Below are 23,993 nucleotides of genomic sequence, written 5' to 3'. Positions count from 1 at the left end.
ACTATTTCACCGGCGTCATCCCAGCACTCCGGTCGGCGCGACGCTGGCGCACCAGCCCCGCGGCCACGGCGAGGGCGGTGACCACCAGGGTCAGCGCCAGCGGCGTCCGGGTATCGGAGCCGAATACCATCCCCACCACGATCCCCAGCAGCGTCACCGAGACGAGCCACGGCAGATAAGACGCCCCCCACATCCGCACCGGTGGCGTGGCGGGTTCCGCGGCGGCGCGATTGCGCCGACCGGCGATGTAGGTGGCGCAGATGCACAGGTAGACCGTGACCGCGACGGCGCCGGACGAACTGAGCAGAAAGCTGAAGACCGCTCCGGTAGGCAGAAAGTAGTTCGCGGCCACGGCCAGGAATCCGGCGCTCGCGGCGGCGAGAACCCCAGCGGCCGGCACGCCGGAACGGGTGATCCGGCCCAGCGGTCGCGGTCCCTCTCCGCGTTGGGCCAGGGAGAACAGCATCCGTGACGCGGAGTAGAGCCCGGAGTTCAGGCACGACAGCACCGCGGTGAGCACGATGATATTCATGATGGTCCGGGCGCCGGGAATGCCCAGCAGATTCAGCACTGCGGTGTACGGACTTTCGGTGATCTCGGCGCTGTCCCAGGGCAGCAGTGTCACCACGACCAGTATCGAGCCCACGTAGAAGATCAGAATGCGCCCGGCGACGCTGCGCATGCTCGCGCGCACGGCCTCGACCGGATCGGCGGCCTCACCCGCGGCGATCGTCACCAATTCGGTGCCGAAGTAGGAGAAGAAGACCGTCAGCGACGCGGCCAGCAGGGAAGTGCCTCCGTTGGGCAACAGGCCGCCTCTTCCCAGCAAGTTCGTCGTGCCCGGCGCGGCGTAGTGCGGGAACGCGCCGCAGATCGCGGCGATGCCGATGCCGATGAAGGCGACGATCGCGGCGACTTTGATCAGGGCGAACCAGAATTCGAAACGCGCGAACGAACTCACCGCGGCCAGATTGACTCCGGTCAGGGCGCTCAGGAACAGCAGGGCGAACGCCCAGCTGGGCACGGCGGGTAACAGCTGGTTGGCGATCGCGCCACCGGCGACGGCCTCGAAGGCGACCGTCACACACCAGTGGTAGCTGTACACCCAGCCGACCGACAGCCCGGCCCATGGCCCGAGTTCGCGGGAGGCGTAGCTCGAGAACGAACCGGTTTCCGGACTGGCCGTCGCCAATTCCGCCAGCATGCGCATCACCAGGATCACGACCAGGCCGGTGAGCAGGTAGGCAAGAACGATGCCCGGCCCAGCCGCGGCGATCGCGGTGCCGCTGCCGACGAACAAGCCTGCGCCGATGACACCGCCGATCCCGATCATCGTGAGCTGACGAGTGTTGATGGTGTGCTTCAGGTTTCCTGCATGAGGGATTGCGGTGGGCACGATGCCTCCCAAGGATCGTGGGCTGTGACCCGGGTAACTGATGGTCGGTCATGCAACACCGCCTGAACTCTGGCATGCAAATCGATTTGCATTCAGTCATGGGAATGCAAGATTCATGGCATAGTGTGGGCCTCGAACCCCGAGCAGGAGGAAGTGAGCGAGATGTCCACGGTGCTGGTGAACAGATCCGGTTCGATCGCGACGCTGACGCTGAATCGCCCGGAGCGGCTCAACGCGGTCAGCGAAGAACTCTATGAGGCGTTGATCGGCCACCTGGTCGTCGCCGATTCCGATCCGGCAGTGCGCTGCGTGATACTTCATGGGGCGGGCCGCGCGTTCTGCGTGGGCGCGGACCTGAAAGCGCATCGCTCCGGCACACGGACGCCCACCGAGCAGGCCCACTACCTCGATCTCGCGCAGCGGGCATGCGAGCAGATCCAGCGCATGGACACGCCGGTAATCGCCGCCGTCGCGGGCTACGCGCTCGGAGCCGGCGCCGAATTGGCCGTGAGCGCGGACTTTCTCGTCATGGCCGAGGACGCGCAGATCGGCTTTCCCGAAGTGAGCATCGGGACATTCGTCGGCGGGGGAGTCACCTATCGGCTGCCCCGGCTGATCGGTTTGCGCCGGGCCACAGATCTGCTCGTTCTCGGCGAACGATGCACCGGCACAAGAGCTTTCGACTGGGGCCTGGCCTACGCGTCCGTTCCCGGCGACGTCCTTCTGGACACGGCGCGCGGGCTCGCCGAATCGCTGGCGGCCAAAGCTCCGTTGCCGCTGGCACGGATGAAGGCGGCGCTGCGCCGCGACGATCCCCTCGACGTCGCCCTCGCGGCCGAGCCGCGCCACATCCTCGAGTTGATGGCGACCCGGGACTGGGCCGAAGGCGTCGCGGCCTTCGCCGAACGCCGTAGCCCCGTCTTCGAAGGAAAGTGACGTGACCTCACTCGACGCCCCGGCCCGGACCCGGCTCGAACGGCTGCTCGACCCCCGCTCCATCGTGGTGGTCGGCGCGTCCGCCGACCCGGCGAAGCGCGGTCACCAGGCCATCCGCGCCCTGCGAGAGGCGGGCTACGCCTACCCCGTCTACCCGGTCAATCCGAACACCCGGCAGATCCTCGGCCTTGATGTCCACGCGTCGATCGATCAGGTTCCCGAGGGCGCCGACGTCGCGTTGATCGCCGTGCCCGCAGCCGCTGTGCCGGGTGCGCTGCGTCAGTGCGCGGCCGCGGGGATCGCCGGAGCGGTGGTGCTCGCCAACGGCTTCGGCGAGATCGGAGAGGATGGCGCCGCCCTCGCCGCCGCCCTGACCGCGGCGATCGATGAGACGGGGATCCGGGTAATCGGCCCGAACACCTCCGGCCTGCTCAATCTGACTTCCGGTGCGAATCTCGTCGGCCTGCAGAATATTCCGCGCGGACCGATCAGTGTCATCACGCAGAGCGGGAACATGCTGCTGTCGTTGGTGAACGACGACCGCGCCGCGAAAGGTCCCGGCTTCCACGCGTACGTGGGATTGGGCAATCAAGCCGACGTCCGCTACGACGAATGCCTTGTCGAACTCGCCCGTCATCCGGAAACCGGCGTTGTGGCGATCCATGCCGAGGGATTCGCCGATGGGCGATCGTTTCTCGTGGCCGCCGCTCGCACCGTGCCGGATACGCCGGTCGCGCTGCTACGCGGCGGACGTTCGGAGAGCGGCCGCCGTGCAGCGGCCTCGCACACCGGCTCGATCGCGGGTTCGGACGCCGTTGCGACCGCCGTCCTGCGCCAAGCCGGGGTGGAATTGGTCGACCGTTCAGACGAACTGGCTGTCGTCGCCGGGGCGCTCGCCACCTGCGCTCCCATAGTTCACGGCCGCACCGTCGCCATCCTCAGCGATGGTGGCGGTCATGCCGCGCTGGCCTCGGACGCCTTGGCCGCGCAGGGCATCGAATCGGCGCGGTTCAGCGAGCGGACCCGGCGACAGTTGCGGCGACTGCTCGGAGACGCCGCCGCGGTGTCCGGTCCGGTAGACCTGGCAGGCGCGGCCGACGCCGACCCGATGGTCTTCGCCGAAGCCACCGAGATCCTCATGCGCGACCCCGCGGTGGGTCTCGTGCTGATCATCGGCCTGTACGGCGGCTACCATCTCCGGTTCGACGCGGGGTTGCGCGACACCGAAGACGCCGCCGCGGGCGCCTTGCTGGCGCTCTCCGCAGAATATGATGTGCCACTTCTGATCCAGAGTTGCTATGCCGGTCTGGACATCGCCAACCACGACCGGCTACGGGCGGGCGGCGTACCGGTGCTCGGCTCGATCGAGCACGCCGTACGCGTGGTCGCCGCCTTGCAACGGCGTGGGCGCGTACCGGTCGAGCGTGCGCAACGCTCTTCGCTGCTGCTGCCGCCACCGGCCGCGCCGATCCCGGGCTCGGGCATGCTCGACGAGCCGACCGCACGGCAGGCGCTGGCGAAGGCGGGAGTCGACGCCGGGCCGTGGACCTTCGTCCGCGGCGTCGATGCGGTCGGCCCGGCCGTCGCCGCGTTCGGGCGACCGTGCGCGGTGAAAGTCGTCTCGGGGCAGGTGAGCCACAAATCCGACGTCGGAGGGGTCAGGCTGGGTGTTGTGGCCGCCACCGCGACCGAGCATGCCGAGGCCATCATCGACTCGGTCACCACGCACGCGCCCGACGCCCACATCGACGGCATGATCGTGACTCCGATGGCCGACCCCGGGGTGGAACTGCTCGTCGGCGCCACGCGCGATCCGATCTTCGGGCCCGTGCTGGCGTTCGGCACCGGTGGCGTGCTGGTCGAGGCGGTCCGGGACGTCACTTTCCGAGCGGTGCCGCTGACCGAATTGGAAGCCCGCGAGATGATCGAGGAGACGATCGCTGCTCGCATGCTCGACGGTTACCGGCATCTTCCCGCGGTCGATCGCGGAAGCCTCGCACGGTTCCTCGTCCGTGTCGGCGATTTCGTCGCCGCGCACCCGGAGATTGCCGAACTCGATCTGAACCCCGTGATCGCCTCGGAGGCCGGGATCACACCGGTCGACGTGCGGATCGTGTTGGCCGAGAGACTCTCCGGAGATCGTGATGAATGACCCGATCCTGATCGAACGGACCGGCGACGTGGTCGTGTGGACCTTGAACAATCCGCAAGCCCGAAATCCGATCTCCGGAACCGACACCATCAATGCCCTCGAAGACGCAGTGACGGCGGCCAACCGAGACCCAGGTCTGCGGGTGGCGATACTCACCGGTGCGGGCTCGGCGTTCTCCTCCGGCGGCAACGTCGTGCACATGCGCGAGCGGACCGGGATGTTCGGCGGCGCACCGGCGCAGTTGCGTCAGGAATACCGGCACGGCATTCAGCGCATACCGAAAGCTCTGTACCACTGCGAGGTACCGACCATCGCCGCCGTCAACGGCCCGGCCGTCGGCGCGGGTTTGGATCTGGCACTGATGTGCGACATGCGCCTCGCCGCCGGGACGGCGGTGTTCGCCGAGAGTTTCGTCAAGGTCGGGCTCATCCCTGGTGACGGCGGCGCCTGGCTGCTGCCGCGGGCGATCGGCATGGCCAGGGCCTGCGAGATGGCCTTCACCGGCGAGCCGATCGATGCGAACACCGCACTCGATTGGGGACTGGTCTCCGAAGTGGTCGAGCCCAGCGCCCTCTTGGACGCGGCCCACCGGCTCGCTGCCCGGGTGTGCGCCAATCCGCCCCACGTACTGCGGATGACCAAGCGACTGCTGCGCGAAGGAACTCATCAGAGCCTGGAAAGTTTGCTCGAACTCTCGGCTGCGATGCAGGCGGCCGCGCACCACACGGAGGACCACCGCGAGGCCCTCGCGGCCATGCTGGAGCGCAGAGTTCCCGAGTTCACAGGCCGCTGAGACGGCTGTGCTGCGCCGACCCGGCAGGCACCGGCCACTGGTACTCCCGCGACCCGATCGAAGCGTGGGAGCTGTCGGGCGCATCGGCCTGAAATCGCCAGATGTCCGTGTATAGCTGCCAGAGCTCTCCCGAGCCGCCGTCACGAGCTCGGGAGTCACACCCGAGGTCCTCCACGCGCCGCCACACACTGGTCCCGGCCGGATCCTGGGATCACATCACCCAGCCGCACTTCCCTGGCTACCACCGATTCGGTACGCACGCCCGCAGTCGGTGTCGGCCACACCCGGTTGTGCCGCGACCTCGATCGTTCTGCCGCCGCCGGACAGACGACGCCGCAGGGAGGTACCTACAATGATCGTGTGACGACTTTTCGTCGCGATAGCGAAGTCGAACTCGGCCGCTGCGTCGGACGGATCGCTGCCCGCATGAACGAGCGGGTGACGGAAATCGGCGCGACCATCGGGCGCAACCTCGAGGACGAAATAGCCGAACTGCGCGAGGACACGCATTCCCGGGAACTGCTCGGGGCCAGCGTGGAAGCGAATGTGGAAACACTGTTGCAGGGGCTGCGCCACGATATTCCGGTCACGCGGGTCCAGGCGCCGACGGCGGCGATCGAATACGCCAAACGTATCGCCCAGCACGGGGTTTCGCTCAATGCTTTGATCCGCGCCTACTGGGTGGGGCAGCGACGGATGAGCGAACTGGTGTTCGCGGAGGTGCGCGCCGCCGACATCACCGCGCAGCAGCGGGTCGACGTCCTGGAGACGATCACTACGACGCTGTTCGACTATATCGACTCGATCACCCGGCAGGTTGTCGCCGCCTATCAGGGCGAGCGGGAGCAGTGGTTGGAAAATCAGAACAGCATCCGTGCCCTGCAGGTCCGCGAAGTGCTGACCGAGACGGGCGCCATCGACGTCGATGCGGCGAGCGAGTCGATCCGCTACCCGCTGCGCTGGCATCACCTCGCGCTGGTGCTGTGGTATCCGGAGTTGAGCGCCGACGGTGACGAGTTGCCCCGCATACAGCGGTTCGTGCGGGAATTGGCCGAAGCGGCGAACACGTCGGCGCGCCCGCTGTGCGCCGCCGTCGACCGGGTCAGCGCATGGGCCTGGTTGCCTTACCGATCGCGTCCAGCCGACCCGGTCGGCGCGGTACGCAGGTTCGCACGCGACCGAGCCGACCTTCCCTGCTTCGCGATCGGCACACCCGGCGCCGGAGTCGAGGGCTTCCGCAGGTCACACCGGCACGCTCGAGCCGCCCGCGCGGTCGCACTCGCGCGCGGCGCGGAGGATCCGATGGTCTTCTCCGCGACCGATCCGGGCCTGTCGGCCGCGGCGTTGCTGGGTGGTGACATAGCCGAGGCCCGGGACTGGGTGAGCGAGGTACTCGGCGATCTGGCCTGCGAGACCGACAACGACGAGCGATTGCGGGAGACCTTGCGAGTGTTCCTGCGCGCCGGTTCGAGCTACAAGGCCGCGGCCGCGGAAATGAACCTGCACTTCAATTCCGTGAAGTACCGGATAGCGCGAGCGGTTGCGCGGCGGGGTCGGCCGTTGGACGACGACCGGCTCGAGGTCGAGATGGCGTTGTTGGTGTGCCAGTGGTACGGGGGCGCGGTGTTGCGCCGGGACCCGGCGTAGCTTTTCCGGTAACAAACGTCCGGTAAGAATTCGTACTCCTGAAACGATGGCGCGATCTGCGTGCCGATCTACTGTCCTTGCGTCGACCTCGAACAGAACCGCGCAGCAGGGTGGAGCCCATCCAGGAAGAAGAATTGATTATGTTCATTCCGGCGGAATCACCATCGCCGCGATCGGATACACCGGCCGCCACGGATACCCACCCGGCGACGAACAGCGCCGAAAATATGCCCGCGCCGAATACCCAGCACGAATCCGACGAGATCCTCCCGCTCGCAGCGCCCGCACTGGTACTCGGCATCATCCTGATCGGCGGCGGGTTCGCCGCACTGCTGCCGGCTCGGAGTTGGTCACACGACTACGGCTCGCTGCTGGTCGCCGCCGCCTACGCCATCTACATGAGTCTCGCCGGTTCGCTGAGCGTGTGGGGTCTGCGCTTGGTCCGCAGACAGCACACCCGATCACTTTGCAGCGACACCGACCAGAAGTCCACAGCGAGTTCCGTCACGCAACGCGCCCAACCGAGCGCCGAAACACGCCCGACGTTCGTTCCGCGACGCAGCGATCAGACGGGAAAGGTGACTCCGGTCAATTCCTCCGAAACCTTCCACAAGCGTTGCTGAATCGCCGTGTCATGTGATCGCGAACTGGATGCGACGATCTTCGGGTAGCCGCGGGTCTCCAGGAACCCGCCCGGTCCGTAGTACTGACCGCCGAGCACGCCGGGATCGGTGGCTGCGCGAAGTATCGGCAAGGCGCCCATCGCGGGGGTCTGGGTGGCGATGGGCGCGACGACCGGCACGAGCGCACGCAGCGCGGCGGGCATGTTGCGCATCAAGTCGGTGTTCGCGGCACCGGGGTGCGCCGCGACCGCGATCGTGGTACCGGTACCGGACAGGCGGCGTTGCAGTTCGTAGGTGAACATCAGGTTCGCCAGCTTGGACCGGCCGTAGGCCGCCACCCGGTTGTAGGACCGTTCTGCTCGGAGATCGTCGAAGTCGATTCGCGCCCGGATCCGATGCCCGACACTGCTGACCGTGACCACCCGTGAACCCGGCATCGGCAGCATTTTGTCGAGCAGCAGGCCGGTGAGCGCGAAGTGCCCCAAGTGATTCGTGCCGAATTGCAGCTCGAATCCGTCGCTGGTGGTCTGCCTCGGCGGGTACATCACCCCGGCGTTGTTGATCAAGAGGTCGATCGCGGAGTGGGCGGACTTCAGCTGTTCGGCAGCGGTCCGCACGGATGCCAGTGAGGTCAGGTCGAGCTGCTGGACGGTGGTGTCCGCGCCCGCAACCGCCTCGGCGATACGGTCCGCGGCATGTTTGCCCTTGTCCACATCCCGCACCGCCAACACCACCGTCGCGCCGTGCGCCGCGAGGGCCCGGGCCGCCTCGAACCCGAGTCCGCTGTTGGCACCGGTGACTATCGCTAGTCGTCCCTTCTGGTCCGGTATGTCTTGCTCGGTCCACCTGTTCGCCATTCTTCCTCCCAAGGATCGGTCGGTCCGTCGGGCCCTCCGACGAGCCCGGCGGGGTGGGACGCACACTCTCACCGTCGCGCTTACCGGTGCGGTCGCGCAAGGAGGTGGCAAACCGATCTCGCTCTTGCGCCGACTCGCGTCCGCAGCTCATGCTTCATCAAGGGACGCAGGTTGAGGGCGATCGTACGGCCCGCTCTGTCCGGGGCCGACGCTGCTGTGGGGGTACCAGCGCATTCCGCGGATGCGCACGCATGTGATGAGGCCTCGCTCGGATCGCTCTCACTTCCTGATCGTGAACCTGCCGTCGACGTCGACGGGGGCGACAGCTGCGATGCAGCATCCGAACCGCGACCCCGTCACCCCTGAAGTAATCATCCGAAGGTGAAGGAGCAGGCAATGTCCACCATCCACTTCAAGGAAACGACGAATTCGACACCGGAGCAGTTCGTCGCGGCGCTCACCGATTTCGGGCCGGGCCGCTCGCAAGTATTCGGCAACAGCGCCGACGAATACCTCGAGGTGCACAACCAAGGCCGCCGTGAAGCCGACGTCACCGAAGGCTCGCACGGCATCTGGGAACGGCTGCACTACGACTGGTCCGAGCCCGATCGCGTCGTCATGACGACCACCGACTCGAACGTATGGGGCGGCCACTCCGGTCACACCTACACCTTCAACCGCAGGCCGGACGGGAAAACCGATCTGGATGTCGTCATCGTTCGCGAGGGCAAGAACCTCAAGGGCCGGGTCCTCGGAGTCGTGGTCGGGACCGTCGGCAAACGCGTCCTGCGACAGGCCCTCGACAAGACCGTCAAGGCCATCGAAACGCGGGACAACGGCGTTGGGACGACGAAAAACTCCTGATGAGATTCTTGTACCCGCGCCCTGGTCACGTCCCTGGACCACTCTTCTCGTCATATGCCGCGCCTCCAGCCGCGCAGGCGCCCCGATAGGGCTATGGTGCCAATGTGCTGTTCTATCCGGGTTCGAAGGGGGAATTCGCCCCATGAGCGGGTCAGATCACGTCTTCTATCCCTGGAGCGCACAGGCCGAGGTGAACCCGGCCCCCATCACCGGGGCGTTCGGCTCCTACTTCTGGGACGACACGGGCAAGCGCTACCTGGACTTCTCCTCACAGCTGGTCAACGTGAACATCGGTCACCAGCACCCGGACATCGTCGCGGCGATCGTCGCCCAGGCACAGCGGTTGGCGACGATCTCGCCGACCGTCGCCAACGACGTACGCAGTGAACTGGCCCGGCTGATCGTCGAGCGGGCTCCGGGTGAGCTGAACCGGATCCTGTTCACCACGGGCGGCGCGGAGGCCGTCGAACACGCGGTGCGCCTGGCGCGAAGCTACACCGGGCGCACGAAGATGCTCGCGGCCTACCGCTCCTACCACGGCGGCACGGGGGTGGCGATCGGCCTCACCGGGGAACCGCGGCGCTGGGGCGCGGAGCCGACCAACGTCGACGTGGTGCGATTCTTCGGGCCCTACCCGTACCGATCGCCTTGGGGCACGGCCGGTCCCGAGGAGGAGACGGCCGCCGCGCTGGCGCACCTGCGGCAGGTGATCGAACTGGAGGGTCCGCAGCACATCGCCGGGCTGATCCTGGAGACGGTGGTGGGCACCAACGGTGTGCTCGTCCCGCCGCCCGGCTACCTCGCGGGCGTGCGAGCACTGTGCGACGAGTTCGGCATCGTCTACATCGCCGACGAGGTGATGGTCGGGTTCGGCCGGGTGGGTGAGTGGTTCGCGGTGCAGGCGTTCGGTGTCGAGCCGGACATCATCACCTTCGCCAAGGGGGTGAACTCCGGCTATGTCCCGCTCGGGGGCGTACTCATGGCCGAACGCATCGCGCAGCGCTACGACCATGTGACGTATCCGGGCGGCCTCACCTACGCGGGGCACCCCTTGGCCTGCGCGGCCGGCGTCGCTTCGATCGCGGTGTTCGAGCGTGAGGGAATTCTGGATCACGTGCGTTCGGTGGGCGCCGACGTGCTCGGAAAAGGCCTGCGTGAGCTGGCCGCTCGTCATCCGAGCGTCGGCGAGGTCCGTGGACTGGGGTTCTTCTGGGCGCTCGAGCTGGTTCGGGATCAGCGCAGCGGGGAACCGCTGATCCCGTTCGCGGCGACGGGCGCGGACGCCGAACCGATGCTCGCGGTCACCGCGGCGGCCAAGGCGCGCGGGCTGTGGCCGTTCAACGCGGGCAACCGTTTCCAGATCGCGCCGCCGCTCACCACGACGGCCGACGAACTGCGCACCGGCCTGGAGATCGTCGACGAAGTGCTCGACGTCGCCGACGGCTACGTCCGGAACTGACCCGCCCGCTCAGTGCGGCGTCAGTTCCACCACCACGCCGCCCTGCTGCCAGGTCTGGTAGATGTCGGCCTTGGAGGGCGAACCGTCGGCGGTGAAGCCGATGCCGTTGTACTTCGCGTTCTGCTTGTTGTCCCGCGCGACGATCTCGTAGAGCCGGAGCACGTCGGCCTCGGCGGTGTGGACGACCGGGACGAAGGTGCGCGGTTCGCCGCCGAAGGAGCCCCGCACGGGATCCCCCGCCCGCAGGTTCTTCACCCACGGACGCAGGGCGGTGCCGATCAGCAGGCTGTCACCGTGCCGGGTGTAGGCCAGCGGCACATCGTAGACCTTCCCGGACTTGCGCCCGACGACGTGCAGGACCATCAGCCGTTTGCCGACGACGCCGGATATGCCCGGCACGCGCAGCAGCGTCCGCACGACCCGATTCATCAGGACCTGGTACGACGGGATGGGTTCGGGACCGGACGTGGTCGGTGTGCCGTAAGGGTTTTCGGACGACGCGTGCTCACTCATGCTCCCAGTATCGGAGTACGCGCCGCACTTCGCGGGACGACGTCCGAGATCCGCGAATGGGCACCGGATGGCGGCGGTGGGCGCCCTCGGTACCCTCCGTGTATGACTTCCGGGCAAACAGAGATCTGGCACAACCCGCGGTGCAGCAAGAGCCGCAACGCCACCGCGTTCCTGGACGAGGCCGGTGTCGACTACACCGTGCGGAAGTATCTGGACCAGCCGCCGACTGCCGCCGAGTTGCGTGAGGTGCTGCGGCGGCTGGGCGCCGAGCCGTGGGATATCACCCGCACCGGCGAGCAGACCGCCAAGGATCTCGGCATGGCGAGCTGGGCGCGGACCGCCGCCGACCGCGACCGCTGGATCGAAGCACTGGTGCAACATCCGGGACTGATCCAGCGACCGATCGTGCTGACCGCCGACGGCGGGGCGGCCGTGGCCCGCGATGACGCCGCGCTGCGCGACCTGCTCTGACGGCCGTGCCCGCGGGGCAGGCCCCGGCGGTAGGGTCGGCGGGCATGAAGGTACAACTGCGCCACAGCCCGGCCGCCGCCATCGCGCGATGCTTCCTCGCGGGCGGCGAGCCGATGCGGGTCGAGAGCGGCGCCATGGTGGCCCATTCGGCGGGAGTCACGTTGCAGGCCAAGGCCGAGGGCGGCATCCTGGCCGGGTTGAAGCGGTCGGTGCTGGCCGGGGAATCGTTCTTTGTCTCGACGTTCACCGCGCCGCCGCAGGGCGGCTGGGTCGACGTGGCGCCCGCGCTTCCCGGTGACGTGCTCAATCTGCAGATCGCCCCGGACCGGCCGTTCTTCATCAGCCGCGGGGGCTGGATCGCCAACTCGCACGGCGTGCAGGTGGAGAGCAAGTGGGGCGGTTTCGCCAACCTGTTCGGCGGCGAAGGCGGGTTCGGCCTGCGCGCGCACGGCGAAGGCGAGATCGTGGTGGGCGTGTTCGGTGCGATCGATGTGATCGACTTGCAGCCGGGCGAGCCGATCACGATCGACACCGGGCATGTGGTCGCCTACGACCTGGCGATGAATTTCACCATCCGGCGGGCGGTTTCGGGTCGATCGATCCAGTCGTTGAAGTCCGGCGAGGGCTTCGTCTTCGACTTCACCGGCCCCGGCCGGGTGCTGCTGCAGACCCGCAATCCCGGCGCGTTCGCCGCCTGGGCCGGGTCGGCCGCGTCGCCCAGCTGATCACGGCGTCGTCCTGGCTATCCTGCGCTCACCAGCAGGTCCCCGATCAGCAGGCGGGTGTCGGGAACGAACGGCCAGTCCGGATCGGCCAGACGCGCGCGCAACTCGGCGTCGGTCCACCACCATCCATCGGCGATCTCGTCGGGCTGGTGACGGACGGGGCCGTCGCAGCGCAGTTCGTACGCGTACAGGTGGCATCGCATCGGCCGGCCGTCCCATTCGCCGTCCCAGGAGACCCTCGCCCGCGGCTCCGGGGACAGTTCGGCGGGGTCCGGCGTCACACCCAATTCCTCGGTCAATTCGCGCAGGGCGGTCTCGCGCGGCGCTTCGCCCGGCGCGACCACACCACCGGCCAGGCAATCGTGCATGCCCGCGAAAACGAGCTTGGTGTCGGTGCGACGGTGCACGTAGACGCGCGCGCCGTCACCGGACCGCAGGAGCACACCGGCGCTGGCATGCCACAATCCCTCGCGATAGACCGTGGCCCGCTCGGCCTCGCCGACCGGGTTGCCCGCCCGGTCATAGACCGCGATCGCCTCGGCCCTCGGATCTCCGGCGTGGGGCGACGCACGATGCGGAGCGGACATGGGGTCGAGAGTAACGTGAACACCGCACGCCACAGGGAGAGAGGATCGCCGCCCATGGTGCTTCCGCACGCACTGGCGAATTTCAACCGGCATGTCACCAATCCGACCGCGGGCCTGGTCGCGGGCCGCGCCCCCGGCTTCGGCATCGTGCTGCACAAGGGCCGGAAATCGGGACGGTCCTACCGCACCCCGGTCATGGTCTTCGAGCAGGACGGCGCGTACCGGATCGCGCTGACGTACGGCCGGAATGTCGACTGGGTCAAGAACATCAGCGCGGCGGGCACATTCGCGCTGGAAACCCGCGGTCACCTCGTCGAACTGACCGATCCGGTGGTGCGGCGCGACCCGTCCGCGGCGTGGGCGCCGTTGGGGGTCCGGCAGGTGCTGAAGACGATCTCGGCGGACTACTACGTCGAGTCCCGTCCGGCGGCGTGAAGGCCGCCGTCAGGCGGGGGCGCCACCACGAAGCCAGTCGGCCCACGGGATGCTCCAATCGCCGTTGTGCCAGATGTCGAGGGGTTCGCCGCCGGTATTGCGGACCTCGACGACATCGCCGGGGATGACGAAGTCGTAGAACCACGCGGCGTCGGCAGGGGAGATGTTCAGGCAGCCGTGTGAGACGTTGGTGTTGCCTTGGGCCCACATGCTCGCGGCCAATTCGTGCACGAAGATTCCGTCGTGGCTGATGCGGACCGCGTGGTTGATGCTCGTGCGGTAGCCGAGCGCGGAGCCGGTGGGCAGGCCGTAGCTGGCGGAGTCCATGATCACCGGATCATTCTGGTCGAGCACGGTGTAGATGCCCGGGCGAGTCCAGAACGACATGACTGTGCCGCCGACGACCGCGGTGCCGCCCATGCCCATCGAGGTGGGCATGAGGCGCACGAGGTTTCCGTTGTCGAAGACCTCGATCTGTTTGGTCTCGTCGTCGGCGATCGCGACGTGCGCGGGCCCGATATTCACCGAAACCCGTTGGTCGCGCGCGCCGTAGCGGCCGTCGCCCAGCGCGCGGCCGAAGAATTCGGCCTCGATCGTGATCCTGGTGCCCGGTGCGTGATAGTGCTCCGGGCGCCAGTGCGCGTTCTGATCGTCGAGCCAGTACCACGCACCGGCGACGGCAGGCTCGGTGATGACCTTCAGGTGGCGTTCCACGGCGGCCCGGTCCACGGGTTCGTCGAAATAGGCGACGAGCACGAAACCTACTCCGTAGCTGTCGTTTTCGGTCAGATCGACGAGATTGGCGGAGCGCAGGGAGACATCGATGAGCTGTCGCGGTGCCACCGTGGTGCAGGTTGTGGTCGCGGTGACATCGCCGGTTTCACCGTGAGCCACGGCTTTCGCGGTGTAGGTGTGTCCGTAGCCGAGCGGTTCGGCGGTGGTCCAGGACCGATGATCGGGTGCCGGTACGCCCGGCAGCGATCTGCCCGTTTCGTCGGTCCATTCGACCGACCGCAGCGTCCCGTCGGTGACGGTGATCGTGCCGGGACTGCGTGCTTCGACATCGTGTGCGCCGGGTGCGGGATCGAACCGGATTGTGGCGGGTACGAGAGGTGGCGCGAGTTCTCGCGTCCACCCCCATCCGGCCAAGGCGAGGCCACCCGCACCGGCGAAGCCGATCAGCAGCCGACGACGTCCCACTGCCACCGTCTATCTCCCTTCTCCGGGGTGCTGGGCCGACCTCTGTCCGCCAGCATGCGGCAGCCGAGCACAGCCAGGGGCGCCGACGCCCAGCATCTCCACCGATCCGCCGCACAACCGATACCGTTCCTCGATCGATCCGGGTTCTCGTAAGACGCTCGACGGTGATCTGCCAGGGCCGGGACCAGATGTTCGCGCTTGCTCCACTCACCGGCCTGCCCACGACCGGCCCGGCCACCTCGGGCAACCCCCTATTGCGAGCCCGTTACCCCCGGGCCACGTGCTCGCAGCACCACGCCGGCGGCACTCTACGGGTGGGCGACTCTGCCTCATCACCGGTGACGGGCAGCAGCTGGTCGGGTGCCGGTGTCGAGGAGGCGGCTGATCGTCGCATCGGCCTACGCAACGGAGGCGAGTAGGGGCGAGCGCGAGCCGATCGCCGGGCAGAAGAGTTACGCGTCCGGGGCCGATTCGCCGGTGCGGCTCAGTACCGAGGGCGGCAGCCCGAAAGTCCGGCGGCAGGTGCGGGTGAGGTCCGCGCCGTCGGAGAAACCCGCGGCGTGCGCGGCGGTCGTGAGGTCGTCCCCGGCCAGTGCGCGGGTCCGCGCGATGTGCAGCCGCAGCCAGACGATGTAGCGGCGCAACGGGATTCCCATCTGCTCGGTGAACAGATGGGAGAGCCGGGGCGCCGGAATGCCGAGTTGGCGAGCGACGTCCGAGCCGCGCACGGAGCCCGTGCGCACCAGAACGGGCAGCAATTGCAGGGCCGCTGTGATCACCGCGTGCCGCTCGCCGGCGCCGGACGCTCCGTCCTGCGGCAGCAGTTCGTCGACGACGGCGGTGACCTGCGCGGTCAGATCGCCGCTACCGGCCGTGATGCCCAGGGTGTCGGTGCTGTCGGCCCAGCCGTTGAGATGGGCCCTGCGGTCCGCCGCCGCACCGGCGGCGGTCTCGGGATCGAGGTAGACGGCCGTGCCGTGCGCGGCGCCCACGTCGATGCGGTGGGGTGCGTCGGTCGGCACGATGACGTGGGTGCCCTGCCTGCGGACGCCGCTGCCGTCCACCACCACGATCGGAGTGCTCGCGGCGACGATCTGCACCGCGTGGTGCGCGTGCAACTCCGTCGGACCGATCGATCCGGCGAAAGCCAGGACCCCGGGCCGCAGCAGTGCGACACCCGCCTGCGGTGGTTCGTCCGCTGCGCCCACAGGCGACATCGAGAAGCCGTTGGTGACCAGAGCCTTCATCATGGGATGCTCCCGGCTGAGACACTCGCGCTGAATCCTGGGATGAGCGTATCGGTTTCGCGCGGGCGGTATTCCCGATTCCTCCGATTACTGCCCGTGGCCGGGATCGGGCCTGCCGTGCCGCCGACCCGGTTCGCCGATCACCGCCCGGCCGGCTTCCGGCATCGATCATGAGTTCGCTACTCGATTGCTCGCAGCGAAAGTCCGCCGGTCAGTTCTCGGACACCTCGACGCCGCGCCAGAACGCGACATAGTCCTTGATCTGCGCCGCCTTGGTCTTCGGCTCCGCGTAGTACCAGGCGGCATCGGTGTTGGAGTCTCCGTCGACCACCACCGTGTAGTAGCTGGCGGTGCCCTTCCACGGGCAGTAGGTGTGCGTATCGGAGGGCTGGAAGAACTCCGGCCGGATGGAGTCCGGCGGGAAGTAGTGGTTTCCCTCGATGAGGATGGTGTCGTTGCTGGTCGCCAGGACGCGGCCGCGCCAAGTTGCCGTTGCCATCCTTCGATTCTGCCCCGATATCGTGTGTGGTGCGGCGGCCGACCGGGCGGGGCCGAGGCCGAGCGGTCACCCGGGATGATCGGGCCGCAACGCGGGCCGGTGCAGCTCGACGGCCAATGCCACGAGTTCGCTCAGGTGCTCGCCGTCGGATTCGGCCCGCCGCATCGCCTCGGCGACCGGAAAAGTGCGCACCTCGAGGATCTGCTCGGCGTCGTCGGGATTGGTCGGCGCGGAATCGAGCACCACGTCGGCGGTGCACCAGAGCCACGCCTTGTGCGGATGGGGCTGCCACTCGCGATGCGGCGCGGCGCTGTTGCTCGTCGCGTGGTGGGCGCCGAACCATGCGATCGGTCCGACCGGGCGCGCTCCCGCCTCCTCGAGCAGTTCACGGCGTACACACGCGTCGACCGACTCGCCGCGTTCCCTGGTGCCGCCGGGAATCAGCCAGACGTCGCGATCGTCGCGGCACAGGACGATCTCGTCGCCGACGAAGCAGACCACGTGGATGTTGGTGACCAGCTCGTCGGACGGGAGCGTGGTGGAGAACCGCACATCCAGATCACCCCATGCCCAGTGGGCCGGGGTGTGCAGCAAGGGGTAGCGATCGGCGAGCGTCACAGTGAGACGGTAGCGGCAGCCGAGCGCCGTGTCCGGCCCTTTCGTCCGCGCCCCGGTGCGATAAGCCCAGCGGCGCAGCCGAGTTCGGCGCCCTGCCGGTCGGCATGGTCAGGCCCGCGGGCGTTCGCGGGCCAGCGTCCGGTAGCTCACGTTCCAGAACCACTCCACCGGCCCCCGCTCGAAGCGGCGTAACCACAGGTGCGCTCCGCTCGCGATGATCACCGCCACCAGCAGGTAGACACCGATGGTGAACGGGACGCGGTCGCCGGGTGAGACGCGGGCGGCGAGTCCGAAACCCCATCCGTAGCAGAGCATCGATGCCACCAGGTTCTGCAGGATGTAGCAGCTGAGCGCGGTGCGGCCGATCTCGGTGAGGCGCCGCCCGGCGAACCCGGCCACGGGACGCCGCAGGTACCACTCGGCGACCGCCGCCAGGATGCCGAGACCGACGAACGGGGCGCTGCCGTAACGGGTGAACAGGATGAGATCGCCGCCGCCGACGAGTCCGACGGCCGAGTCGATCGGCGCCGCCACGCCGAACCCGAGGATCATCAGCCGCTTCCGGATCCGCCCGCCTTCCGGGCCGAACACCCCGGCCCGAAACAGCCGGGCGCCGGCCAGGAACAGCGCGACCGACATCGCGAAGACGAAGACCGCCTCCACCCGGAACAGCCCGGCGTGGCCGAGCCGGAACAGCGCGAGATCCCAGAACGAGCCCTCCGCGTACGGATTCGGGTCCAGCGTGGGACGTGCGGCCGAATCCTGGCGCGGTGCGAACACCAGAGCCAGCGCGATCAGCGTCAACAGCGACGCGTGCACGGCCGCCGCGCCGACCAGCCAGCGCCACTGCGCACGCTCGCCGGTGGCGAGCACGAACGCGACGACGAGGCCGGTTACCGCGTAACCCATCAGGACGTCGAACTCGGCGACGAAGACGAAATTGAGCAGACCGTCCAGCAGCAGGAGTCCCGCGCGCCAGGGGTACTTGCCCGGCCAGCGGCGCCCGGCCGTCGTCGCGGAGCGCTGCTGGATGGCCAGGCCGATGCCGAACATGACGGTGAGCAGCCCGAGGAACTTGCCCTGCGCCGCCTGTTGGAGCACGCGCTCGGTCCACGTCCATCCGCCGGCCTGCCCGCCCAGGTCGTGCAGGTAGCCGACCAGCCCCTGCGGGTCGGTCATGATCCAGATGTTGGTGCCGAGGGTGCCCAGAATCGCGATCCCGCGTAGCACGTCCAATGCGACGAGCCGGGTGCGCGCAGGCGCCGATCGGCGCTGTTCGGTGGTCTCCGGGCGGCGGTCGGCGATCGATTCGGACATGTCCCGACTATCGCGCCGACCTGCGCCGCGACGAGTCCTCCGGAAGTACCACCTGCGGTATGACATTGGACTCCGCCGGTCGCGACCGGTTGCGCCGCGTGCGTCGCATAGGCTCGACAGCATGCAGCGCATCATCGGAATAGAGGTCGAATACGGCATCTCGACCCCGACCGAGCCGTCGGCCAACCCGATCCTCACCTCGACCCAGGCGGTCTTGGCCTATGCCGCGGCGGAGGGCGTGCCGCGCGCGAAGCGCACCCGCTGGGACTACGAGGTGGAGTCGCCGCTGCGCGACGCGCGCGGATTCGACCTGAGCCGGATGAACGGGCCCGCGCCGGTGATCGACGCCGACGAGGTGGGTGCCGCCAACATGATCCTCACCAACGGCGCCCGGCTCTACGTCGACCACGCCCACCCGGAATACTCCGCGCCCGAGGTCACCGACCCGCTGGACGCGGTGATCTGGGACAAGGCGGGCGAGCGGGTGATGGAGGCCGCCGCGCGGCACGCCTCGAGCGTGCCGGGAGCCCCGCGGCTGCAGCTGTACAAGAACAACGTCGACGGCAAGGGCGCCTCCTACGGCACCCACGAGAACTACCTGATGAGCCGGGACACCCCGTTCAACCAGATCATCGTCGGGCTCACCCCGTTCTTCGTGTCCCGGCAGGTGGTGTGCGGCTCCGGCCGGGTCGGCATCGGCCAATCCGGCGACCACGCGGGCTTCCAGCTGTCCCAGCGCTCGGACTACATCGAGGTCGAGGTCGGCCTGGAGACCACGCTCAAGCGGGGCATCATCAACACCCGCGACGAACCGCACGCCGACGCCGACAAGTACCGCAGGCTGCACGTCATCATCGGGGACGCCAACCTGGCCGAGATGTCGACCTACCTCAAGGTCGGCACCACCGCCCTGGTCCTCGACCTGATCGAGGCGGGCGAGGACCTGTCGGACCTGCAATTGGCGCGCCCGGTCACCGCGGTGCACACGATCAGTCACGACCCCACGCTGCGGGCGACCGTCGCGCTCGCCGACGGCCGCGAGCTGACCGGCCTCGCGTTGCAGCGCGTCTACCTGGACCGGGTGGTGAAATTCGTCGACCGCACCGGCAACGACGACAAGCGCGTCCAGGACATCATCGAGAACTGGGCGATGGTGCTCGACCTGCTCGAACGCGATCCGATGGAGTGCGCCAACCTGCTCGACTGGCCCGCCAAGCTGCGCCTGCTCGAGGGCATGCGCAGCCGGGAGGGCCTCGGCTGGGCGGCCCCCAAGCTGCACCTGATGGACCTGCAGTACTCCGACGTGCGCCTGGACAAGGGCCTCTACAACCGTCTGGTCGCCCGCGGCTCGATGAAGCGCCTGATCAACGAGCAACAGGTCCTCGACGCCATGACCAACCCGCCCACCGACACCCGCGCCTACTTCCGCGGCGAATGCCTGCGCCGCTTCGGCGCCGACATCGCGGCGGCCAGCTGGGACTCGGTGATCTTCGACCTGGGCGGCGACTCCCTGGTCCGCATCCCCACCCTGGAACCCCGCCGCGGCACCAAGGCCCACGTCGGCAAGCTCCTCGACGGCGTGACCACCGCCGCCGACCTGGTCGAACAGCTCACGACGTAGTCTTCGGCAGCGCGTGTCCCGGCCCTCGCACGGGTCGGCCGGGCTACACGTGTTCGGCGACGCCGCGGACGCTCCGGACATCGGCGATGCTGCCGAAGGCGTAGACCGAGGCGCGTACTCGACCGCGGGCCCCGCGTCGGGCGGTCGCGCCACTGGGTACCCGCTCGCGAATCTTCGGCGAACGTGTTGCCCGCGCACCAGCAGGGGCTGCGAGACACAGGTGCTCGGCCTGTACGCCGGTCGGCGTGAAGTTGCGGTCGCGGTCCGGCAGGTTCGACGCCGTCGCGCTGAGATTCGATGGCCGACCGATTCGCTACTGCCCGACGCCACCACACCAGCTCAGCCCCAGGTTTCGAGCGAAGCGAGACCGAGCATGTTCCGTTCGCGGCCCGGCTCGCGTCCGAGTGGCCGCCGCGTAGGCGACGAAGGAGCAAGCGGTGGTCGCTCGGACGCGAGCCACAAGGGGGCCGCGAACACGCCGCGCCCGCGCGGCCGATGAGGCAGCAAAATAGGCACACTGTCGGTGCTGGTAGGTAGTGTTGAGGAACGAGCACGGACAATGCTCATGATCGGGATCGTGCTCACGATGGGTCCCGGTCATGGTGAGGACAGAGGAGGTCGGCTGCCATGGCACAAGAGCAGACCAAGCGCGCCGGGGGCGGCGACGAGGACGAGGGCCCGGACGGTGTGGATGCCGCCGGTCAGGAGCGCCGCGAGAAGCTGGCGGAGGAAACCGACGACCTGCTCGACGAGATCGATGACGTGCTGGAGGAGAACGCCGAGGACTTCGTCCGCGCGTACGTGCAGAAAGGCGGCCAGTGACAGTCGGTGACCCCTCGCGTCTCCACCTGGGGTACGCCCTCTCTTCTTTCTCCGACTATCTCCGTATGCATGCTCCGGACCTGTTGCCTGCCACCAGGTTCGGACAGGGTGCCGCCGGATTATCCGGCGGCACTTCCGCGAAGGAGATAGCCCCGCACGGCACCACCATCGTCGCGGTGAGTTATAGCGGCGGTGTGCTGATCGCCGGTGACCGGCGAGCGACGCAGGGGAACCTGCTGGCCAGCCGAGACATTGAAAAGGTCTACATCACCGACAGCTATTCCGCCGCGGGCATCGCGGGCACCGCGGGCATGGCGGTGGAGATGGTGCGGATCTTCGCGGTGGAGCTGGAGCACTACGAGAAGCTCGAGGGCGTGCCGCTGACCTTCGACGGCAAGGCGAACAAGCTGTCGAAGATGGTGCGCGAGAATTTGCCCGCGGCCCTGCAGGGTCTGGCGGTGGTGCCGATGCTGGTCGGTTACGACCTGGGCGCCACCGACCCGGACAAGGCGGGTCGCATCGTGTCGTTCGATGTGGTGGGTGGACGCAGCGAGGAGCGTTTCGGGTACGCCGCGGTCGGTTCCGGCTCGGTGTTCGCGAAGTCCGCGCTGAAGAAGTTGTACGCCAAGGGAATCGATCAGGATCGCGCGCTGCGCATCGCCGTCGAGTCGTTGTACGACGCGGCCGACGACGACACCGCGACGGGTGGCCCGGATCTGGTGCGCGGCATCTTCCCGACGGCGATCGTGATCGATGAGGAGGGTGCGGTCGAGGTGACCGAGTCGCGGCTCGCGGAGATCACTCGCGGAATCGTCGCCGACCGTGAGGCTGCCGAAGAAGGGACCGCCTGAGCATGACGTTGCCGTACTACGCGTCGGCCGAGCAGATCATGCGCGACAAGACCGAACTGGCCCGCAAGGGCATCGGTCGGGGGCGCAGCGTGGTGGTGCTGACATATGAGAAGGGTGTGCTGTTCGTCGCGGAGAATCCGTCCACGACGCTGCACAAGGTGAGTGAGCTGTACGACCGCATCGGGTTCGCCGCGGTCGGCAAGTACAACGAGTTCGAGAATCTGCGCAGGGGAGGCATCCTGCAGGCCGATATCCGCGGGTATCAGTACGATCGCCGCGATGTCACCGGTCGTGCGCTGGCCAATGCCTACGCGCAGGCCCTCGGATCCATCTTCACCGATCAGCTCAAGCCTTACGAGGTGGAGATCTGTGTGGCGGAGGTGGGGTATCCGGAGCAGGCGCCGCAGTCGGTGCTGTACCGGATCACCTTCGACGGGTCGATCGTGGACGAGCGGGAGTTCGTGGTGATGGGCGGCACGACCGAGCCGATCGTCACCGCCTTGAAGTCGTCCTACCAGCCGGGTCTGGACCTGGCCTCCGCGGTCGGCGTCGCGGTGCGCGCGCTGCAGGCGGGCGTGCCGGAGGGCACGGAGAAGGAGAAGCGGGTCCTGGGCGTGAACACGCTCGAGGTCGCGACCCTGGAGCAGGCGCGTCCGCGCCGGGCGTTCCGGCGGGTCGCGGATGCCGCGCTGGAGCGGCTGCTCAGCCCGGCGGAGGCACCCGATGCGTCCGAGAAGGAAGCGGAGCCCCCGGCGAAGGACACCCCGCCGGCGGAGTGATCCGCCCGGGCCGACGAGCTCGGCGGCCCGCGAACGACACCTCGTTCGCGGGCCGCGTCGGCATGTCCGCAGCCGGTGCCGAGGTGGGCATCCTTCGGTCGAAGCGGCGTTTCATCCGGGCAAATTCCGGCAAAGCGGGCCAAATCGTTGTGAAGACGTATGCATACGGGTTGTTCGGTGCCCCCCGCAAGTCCCGCACATGGCTGTACTGTCGATGGTGTGCAGCGACGAATTATGGGGATCGAGACCGAGTTCGGTGTGACATGCACCTTCCACGGTCACCGTCGACTGTCCCCCGACGAGGTGGCCCGGTATCTGTTCCGCCGGGTGGTGTCCTGGGGCCGTAGCTCGAACGTGTTCCTCCGCAACGGTGCTCGGCTCTACCTCGATGTCGGGTCCCACCCGGAGTACGCGACCGCGGAGTGCGACAACCTGGCGCAACTGGTGACCCACGACCGTGCGGGCGAGCGGGTCCTCGAAGAGTTGCTGATCGATGCCGAGCAGCGTCTGGCCGAAGAAGGCATCGGCGGCGACATCTACTTGTTCAAGAACAACACCGACTCCGCGGGCAACTCCTACGGCTGCCACGAGAACTTCCTGGTGGTTCGCGCGGGCGAGTTCTCCCGGATCTCGGACGTGCTGCTGCCGTTCCTGGTCACCCGCCAGCTGATCTGTGGCGCGGGCAAGGTGCTGCAGACGCCGAAGGCGGCCACGTTCTGCCTGTCGCAGCGCGCCGAGCACATCTGGGAGGGTGTCTCCTCGGCGACCACCCGCTCACGGCCGATCATCAACACACGCGACGAGCCGCATGCCGACGCGGAGAAGTACCGCCGCCTGCACGTGATCGTGGGCGACTCCAACATGTCCGAGACCACCACCATGCTCAAGGTCGGCACGGCCGCCCTGGTGCTGGAGATGATCGAGGCGGGCGTCTCGTTCCGCGACTTCGCCCTGGACAACCCGATCCGTGCGATCCGCGAGGTCAGCCACGACCTGACCGGTCGCCGTCCGGTGCGCCTGGCCGGTGGACGGCAGGCCAGCGCCCTGGACATCCAGCGCGAGTACTACGCCCGCGCCGTGGAGCATCTGCGCAATCGGGACCGCGATCCCCAGATCGACCAGGTGGTCGACCTGTGGGGCCGCACCCTGGACGCGGTCGAAGCGCAGGACTTCGCGAAGGTGGACACCGAGATCGATTGGGTGATCAAGCGCAAGTTGTTCCAGCGCTACCAGGACCGGTACGGCATGGAGCTGTCCGATCCCAAGATCGCCCAGCTGGATCTGGCCTACCACGACATCAAGCGCGGGCGCGGCGTCTTCGACCTGCTGCAGCGCAAGGGTCTGGCCAAGCGCGTCACCGAGGACGAGGCCGTGGACGCGGCGGTGGACACTCCGCCGCAGACCACCAGGGCCAAGTTGCGCGGTGACTTCATCACCGCCGCGCAGGAGGCGGGCCGCGACTTCACCGTCGACTGGGTGCACCTCAAGCTGAACGACCAGGCGCAGCGCACCGTGCTGTGCAAGGACCCGTTCCGCTCGGTGGACGAGCGCGTCGATCGCCTGATCGCGTCCATGTGACCG

The 23,993-nt window shown here is 68.1% G+C and carries 24 protein-coding genes; 15 read left to right on the top strand and 9 right to left on the bottom strand.

Annotated elements, in window-relative coordinates; genetic code table 11:
- Nucleotide 1: 1 nt before the first annotated feature.
- On the bottom strand, nucleotides 2-1,396 hold the full coding sequence (locus ON29_RS16350; RefSeq protein ID WP_217999198.1) for an amino acid permease: 1,395 nt from the start codon (nucleotides 1,394-1,396) through the stop codon (nucleotides 2-4).
- 162 nt (nucleotides 1,397-1,558) lie between these two features.
- Between ON29_RS16350 and ON29_RS16345 the strand changes: the two genes are divergently transcribed.
- The 5 genes from ON29_RS16345 (at nucleotide 1,559) to ON29_RS16320 (ending at nucleotide 7,547) form a co-directional block, all read left to right on the top strand.
- The gene (locus tag ON29_RS16345; protein WP_040867327.1) at nucleotides 1,559-2,332 is read left to right on the top strand and encodes an enoyl-CoA hydratase/isomerase family protein; all 774 of its coding nucleotides are present in this window, start codon (nucleotides 1,559-1,561) and stop codon (nucleotides 2,330-2,332) included.
- Between the two features lies 1 nt (nucleotide 2,333).
- Nucleotides 2,334-4,484, top strand: coding sequence for an acetate--CoA ligase family protein (locus ON29_RS16340; protein WP_040867197.1), 2,151 nt, complete (start codon nucleotides 2,334-2,336; stop codon nucleotides 4,482-4,484).
- On the top strand, nucleotides 4,477-5,277 hold the full coding sequence (locus ON29_RS16335; RefSeq protein WP_040867196.1) for a crotonase/enoyl-CoA hydratase family protein: 801 nt from the start codon (nucleotides 4,477-4,479) through the stop codon (nucleotides 5,275-5,277). The genes ON29_RS16340 and ON29_RS16335 overlap by 8 nt, the downstream gene beginning before the upstream one ends.
- Nucleotides 5,278-5,637: 360 nt before the next feature.
- Nucleotides 5,638-6,924 (top strand): RsbRD N-terminal domain-containing protein, encoded by a 1,287-nt coding sequence (locus ON29_RS16325; RefSeq protein ID WP_040867324.1) that lies wholly within the window; start codon nucleotides 5,638-5,640, stop codon nucleotides 6,922-6,924.
- A 227-nt stretch (nucleotides 6,925-7,151) separates the two neighbouring features.
- Nucleotides 7,152-7,547: a hypothetical protein gene (locus tag ON29_RS16320; protein WP_157172809.1), complete on the top strand. Its 396-nt coding sequence runs from the start codon at nucleotides 7,152-7,154 to the stop codon at nucleotides 7,545-7,547.
- Here the strand turns inward: ON29_RS16320 and ON29_RS16315 are convergent.
- The gene (locus ON29_RS16315; RefSeq protein WP_040867192.1) at nucleotides 7,490-8,404 is read right to left on the bottom strand and encodes an SDR family NAD(P)-dependent oxidoreductase; all 915 of its coding nucleotides are present in this window, start codon (nucleotides 8,402-8,404) and stop codon (nucleotides 7,490-7,492) included. The two genes, ON29_RS16320 and ON29_RS16315, sit on opposite strands and share 58 nt — an antisense overlap.
- Nucleotides 8,405-8,800: 396 nt before the next feature.
- On the opposite strand from ON29_RS16315, the gene ON29_RS16310 reads away from it, so the two are divergent.
- The gene (locus tag ON29_RS16310; RefSeq protein WP_040867191.1) at nucleotides 8,801-9,268 is read left to right on the top strand and encodes a hypothetical protein; all 468 of its coding nucleotides are present in this window, start codon (nucleotides 8,801-8,803) and stop codon (nucleotides 9,266-9,268) included.
- A 142-nt stretch (nucleotides 9,269-9,410) separates the two neighbouring features.
- Complete coding sequence (locus ON29_RS16305; RefSeq protein ID WP_040867190.1) at nucleotides 9,411-10,727, top strand: aspartate aminotransferase family protein; 1,317 nt, start codon at nucleotides 9,411-9,413, stop codon at nucleotides 10,725-10,727.
- 9 nt (nucleotides 10,728-10,736) lie between these two features.
- Here the strand turns inward: ON29_RS16305 and ON29_RS16300 are convergent, their stop codons facing one another.
- Nucleotides 10,737-11,240, bottom strand: a complete 504-nt coding sequence (locus ON29_RS16300; protein ID WP_051175281.1) for a nitroreductase/quinone reductase family protein — start codon at nucleotides 11,238-11,240, stop codon at nucleotides 10,737-10,739.
- A gap of 102 nt (nucleotides 11,241-11,342) precedes the next feature.
- On the opposite strand from ON29_RS16300, the gene ON29_RS16295 reads away from it, so the two are divergent.
- Together ON29_RS16295 and ON29_RS16290 are read left to right on the top strand one after the other, a co-directional pair.
- Nucleotides 11,343-11,711 carry an arsenate reductase family protein gene (locus ON29_RS16295; protein ID WP_040867189.1) on the top strand — a complete coding sequence of 123 codons (369 nt, stop codon included), beginning with the start codon at nucleotides 11,343-11,345 and terminating at the stop codon, nucleotides 11,709-11,711.
- A 44-nt stretch (nucleotides 11,712-11,755) separates the two neighbouring features.
- Complete coding sequence (locus tag ON29_RS16290) at nucleotides 11,756-12,436, top strand: TIGR00266 family protein (protein WP_040867188.1); 681 nt, start codon at nucleotides 11,756-11,758, stop codon at nucleotides 12,434-12,436.
- Between the two features lie 17 nt (nucleotides 12,437-12,453).
- Here the strand turns inward: ON29_RS16290 and ON29_RS16285 are convergent, their stop codons facing one another.
- Nucleotides 12,454-13,023: an NUDIX hydrolase gene (locus ON29_RS16285; RefSeq protein WP_051175280.1), complete on the bottom strand. Its 570-nt coding sequence runs from the start codon at nucleotides 13,021-13,023 to the stop codon at nucleotides 12,454-12,456.
- Between the two features lie 54 nt (nucleotides 13,024-13,077).
- On the opposite strand from ON29_RS16285, the gene ON29_RS16280 reads away from it, so the two are divergent.
- Nucleotides 13,078-13,458: a nitroreductase family deazaflavin-dependent oxidoreductase gene (locus ON29_RS16280; RefSeq protein WP_040867187.1), complete on the top strand. Its 381-nt coding sequence runs from the start codon at nucleotides 13,078-13,080 to the stop codon at nucleotides 13,456-13,458.
- A gap of 9 nt (nucleotides 13,459-13,467) precedes the next feature.
- Here the strand turns inward: ON29_RS16280 and ON29_RS16275 are convergent, their stop codons facing one another.
- From ON29_RS16275 to ON29_RS16255, 5 genes are all read right to left on the bottom strand, one after another.
- Nucleotides 13,468-14,664, bottom strand: a complete 1,197-nt coding sequence (locus tag ON29_RS16275; protein WP_083863598.1) for a L,D-transpeptidase — start codon at nucleotides 14,662-14,664, stop codon at nucleotides 13,468-13,470.
- Between the two features lie 446 nt (nucleotides 14,665-15,110).
- A complete protein-coding gene (locus ON29_RS16270) occupies nucleotides 15,111-15,908 on the bottom strand; it encodes an AraC family transcriptional regulator (protein ID WP_306307219.1) in 798 nt (265 codons plus the stop codon).
- Between the two features lie 208 nt (nucleotides 15,909-16,116).
- Nucleotides 16,117-16,404, bottom strand: a complete 288-nt coding sequence (locus ON29_RS16265) for a DUF427 domain-containing protein (protein ID WP_040867185.1) — start codon at nucleotides 16,402-16,404, stop codon at nucleotides 16,117-16,119.
- Between the two features lie 66 nt (nucleotides 16,405-16,470).
- A complete protein-coding gene (locus ON29_RS16260; RefSeq protein ID WP_051175279.1) occupies nucleotides 16,471-17,022 on the bottom strand; it encodes an NUDIX hydrolase in 552 nt (183 codons plus the stop codon).
- Nucleotides 17,023-17,130: 108 nt separating this feature from the next.
- A complete protein-coding gene (locus ON29_RS16255) occupies nucleotides 17,131-18,339 on the bottom strand; it encodes a DUF418 domain-containing protein (RefSeq protein WP_083863595.1) in 1,209 nt (402 codons plus the stop codon).
- A gap of 121 nt (nucleotides 18,340-18,460) precedes the next feature.
- Here ON29_RS16255 and dop point away from each other — a divergent pair, with 121 nt between their 5' ends.
- The 5 genes from dop (at nucleotide 18,461) to pafA (ending at nucleotide 23,990) form a co-directional block, all read left to right on the top strand.
- Nucleotides 18,461-19,960: a depupylase/deamidase Dop gene (dop, locus tag ON29_RS16250; RefSeq protein WP_040867183.1), complete on the top strand. Its 1,500-nt coding sequence runs from the start codon at nucleotides 18,461-18,463 to the stop codon at nucleotides 19,958-19,960.
- Nucleotides 19,961-20,587: 627 nt separating this feature from the next.
- The gene (locus ON29_RS16245; protein ID WP_014986166.1) at nucleotides 20,588-20,782 is read left to right on the top strand and encodes a ubiquitin-like protein Pup; all 195 of its coding nucleotides are present in this window, start codon (nucleotides 20,588-20,590) and stop codon (nucleotides 20,780-20,782) included.
- A 65-nt stretch (nucleotides 20,783-20,847) separates the two neighbouring features.
- Nucleotides 20,848-21,633 (top strand): proteasome subunit beta, encoded by a 786-nt coding sequence (gene prcB, locus ON29_RS16240; protein ID WP_085994893.1) that lies wholly within the window; start codon nucleotides 20,848-20,850, stop codon nucleotides 21,631-21,633.
- A 2-nt stretch (nucleotides 21,634-21,635) separates the two neighbouring features.
- Nucleotides 21,636-22,412 carry a proteasome subunit alpha gene (prcA, locus tag ON29_RS16235; protein ID WP_040867179.1) on the top strand — a complete coding sequence of 259 codons (777 nt, stop codon included), beginning with the start codon at nucleotides 21,636-21,638 and terminating at the stop codon, nucleotides 22,410-22,412.
- A 219-nt stretch (nucleotides 22,413-22,631) separates the two neighbouring features.
- A complete protein-coding gene (pafA, locus tag ON29_RS16230) occupies nucleotides 22,632-23,990 on the top strand; it encodes a Pup--protein ligase (RefSeq protein WP_174186519.1) in 1,359 nt (452 codons plus the stop codon).
- Nucleotides 23,991-23,993 lie beyond the last annotated feature (3 nt).

It is taken from the genome of Nocardia exalbida NBRC 100660 (genome assembly GCF_000308575.1).
Classification (GTDB): Bacteria; Actinomycetota; Actinomycetes; order Mycobacteriales; family Mycobacteriaceae; genus Nocardia; species Nocardia exalbida.
The sequence above is the reverse complement of the archived record's forward strand: the minus strand, read 5'-3'. Positions and strand labels throughout refer to the sequence as shown.

Bases quoted from the DNA above. Each gene is read 5' to 3' on its own strand.
- ON29_RS16335 (WP_040867196.1), top strand. From the start codon at position 4,477: ATGAATGACCCGATCCTGATCGAACGGACCGGCGACGTGGTCGTGTGG.
- ON29_RS16285 (WP_051175280.1), bottom strand. From the start codon at position 13,023: ATGTCCGCTCCGCATCGTGCGTCGCCCCACGCCGGAGATCCGAGGGCC.
- ON29_RS16345 (WP_040867327.1), top strand. From the start codon at position 1,559: ATGTCCACGGTGCTGGTGAACAGATCCGGTTCGATCGCGACGCTGACG.
- ON29_RS16300 (WP_051175281.1), bottom strand. From the start codon at position 11,240: ATGAGTGAGCACGCGTCGTCCGAAAACCCTTACGGCACACCGACCACG.
- dop (WP_040867183.1), top strand. From the start codon at position 18,461: ATGCAGCGCATCATCGGAATAGAGGTCGAATACGGCATCTCGACCCCG.
- ON29_RS16255 (WP_083863595.1), bottom strand. From the start codon at position 18,339: ATGTCCGAATCGATCGCCGACCGCCGCCCGGAGACCACCGAACAGCGC.
- ON29_RS16320 (WP_157172809.1), top strand. From the start codon at position 7,152: ATGCCCGCGCCGAATACCCAGCACGAATCCGACGAGATCCTCCCGCTC.
- ON29_RS16305 (WP_040867190.1), top strand. From the start codon at position 9,411: ATGAGCGGGTCAGATCACGTCTTCTATCCCTGGAGCGCACAGGCCGAG.
- ON29_RS16295 (WP_040867189.1), top strand. From the start codon at position 11,343: ATGACTTCCGGGCAAACAGAGATCTGGCACAACCCGCGGTGCAGCAAG.
- ON29_RS16315 (WP_040867192.1), bottom strand. From the start codon at position 8,404: ATGGCGAACAGGTGGACCGAGCAAGACATACCGGACCAGAAGGGACGA.
- ON29_RS16270 (WP_306307219.1), bottom strand. From the start codon at position 15,908: ATGATGAAGGCTCTGGTCACCAACGGCTTCTCGATGTCGCCTGTGGGC.
- ON29_RS16310 (WP_040867191.1), top strand. From the start codon at position 8,801: ATGTCCACCATCCACTTCAAGGAAACGACGAATTCGACACCGGAGCAG.
- ON29_RS16265 (WP_040867185.1), bottom strand. From the start codon at position 16,404: ATGGCAACGGCAACTTGGCGCGGCCGCGTCCTGGCGACCAGCAACGAC.
- prcB (WP_085994893.1), top strand. From the start codon at position 20,848: ATGCATGCTCCGGACCTGTTGCCTGCCACCAGGTTCGGACAGGGTGCC.
- ON29_RS16245 (WP_014986166.1), top strand. From the start codon at position 20,588: ATGGCACAAGAGCAGACCAAGCGCGCCGGGGGCGGCGACGAGGACGAG.
- ON29_RS16280 (WP_040867187.1), top strand. From the start codon at position 13,078: ATGGTGCTTCCGCACGCACTGGCGAATTTCAACCGGCATGTCACCAAT.
- ON29_RS16290 (WP_040867188.1), top strand. From the start codon at position 11,756: ATGAAGGTACAACTGCGCCACAGCCCGGCCGCCGCCATCGCGCGATGC.
- prcA (WP_040867179.1), top strand. From the start codon at position 21,636: ATGACGTTGCCGTACTACGCGTCGGCCGAGCAGATCATGCGCGACAAG.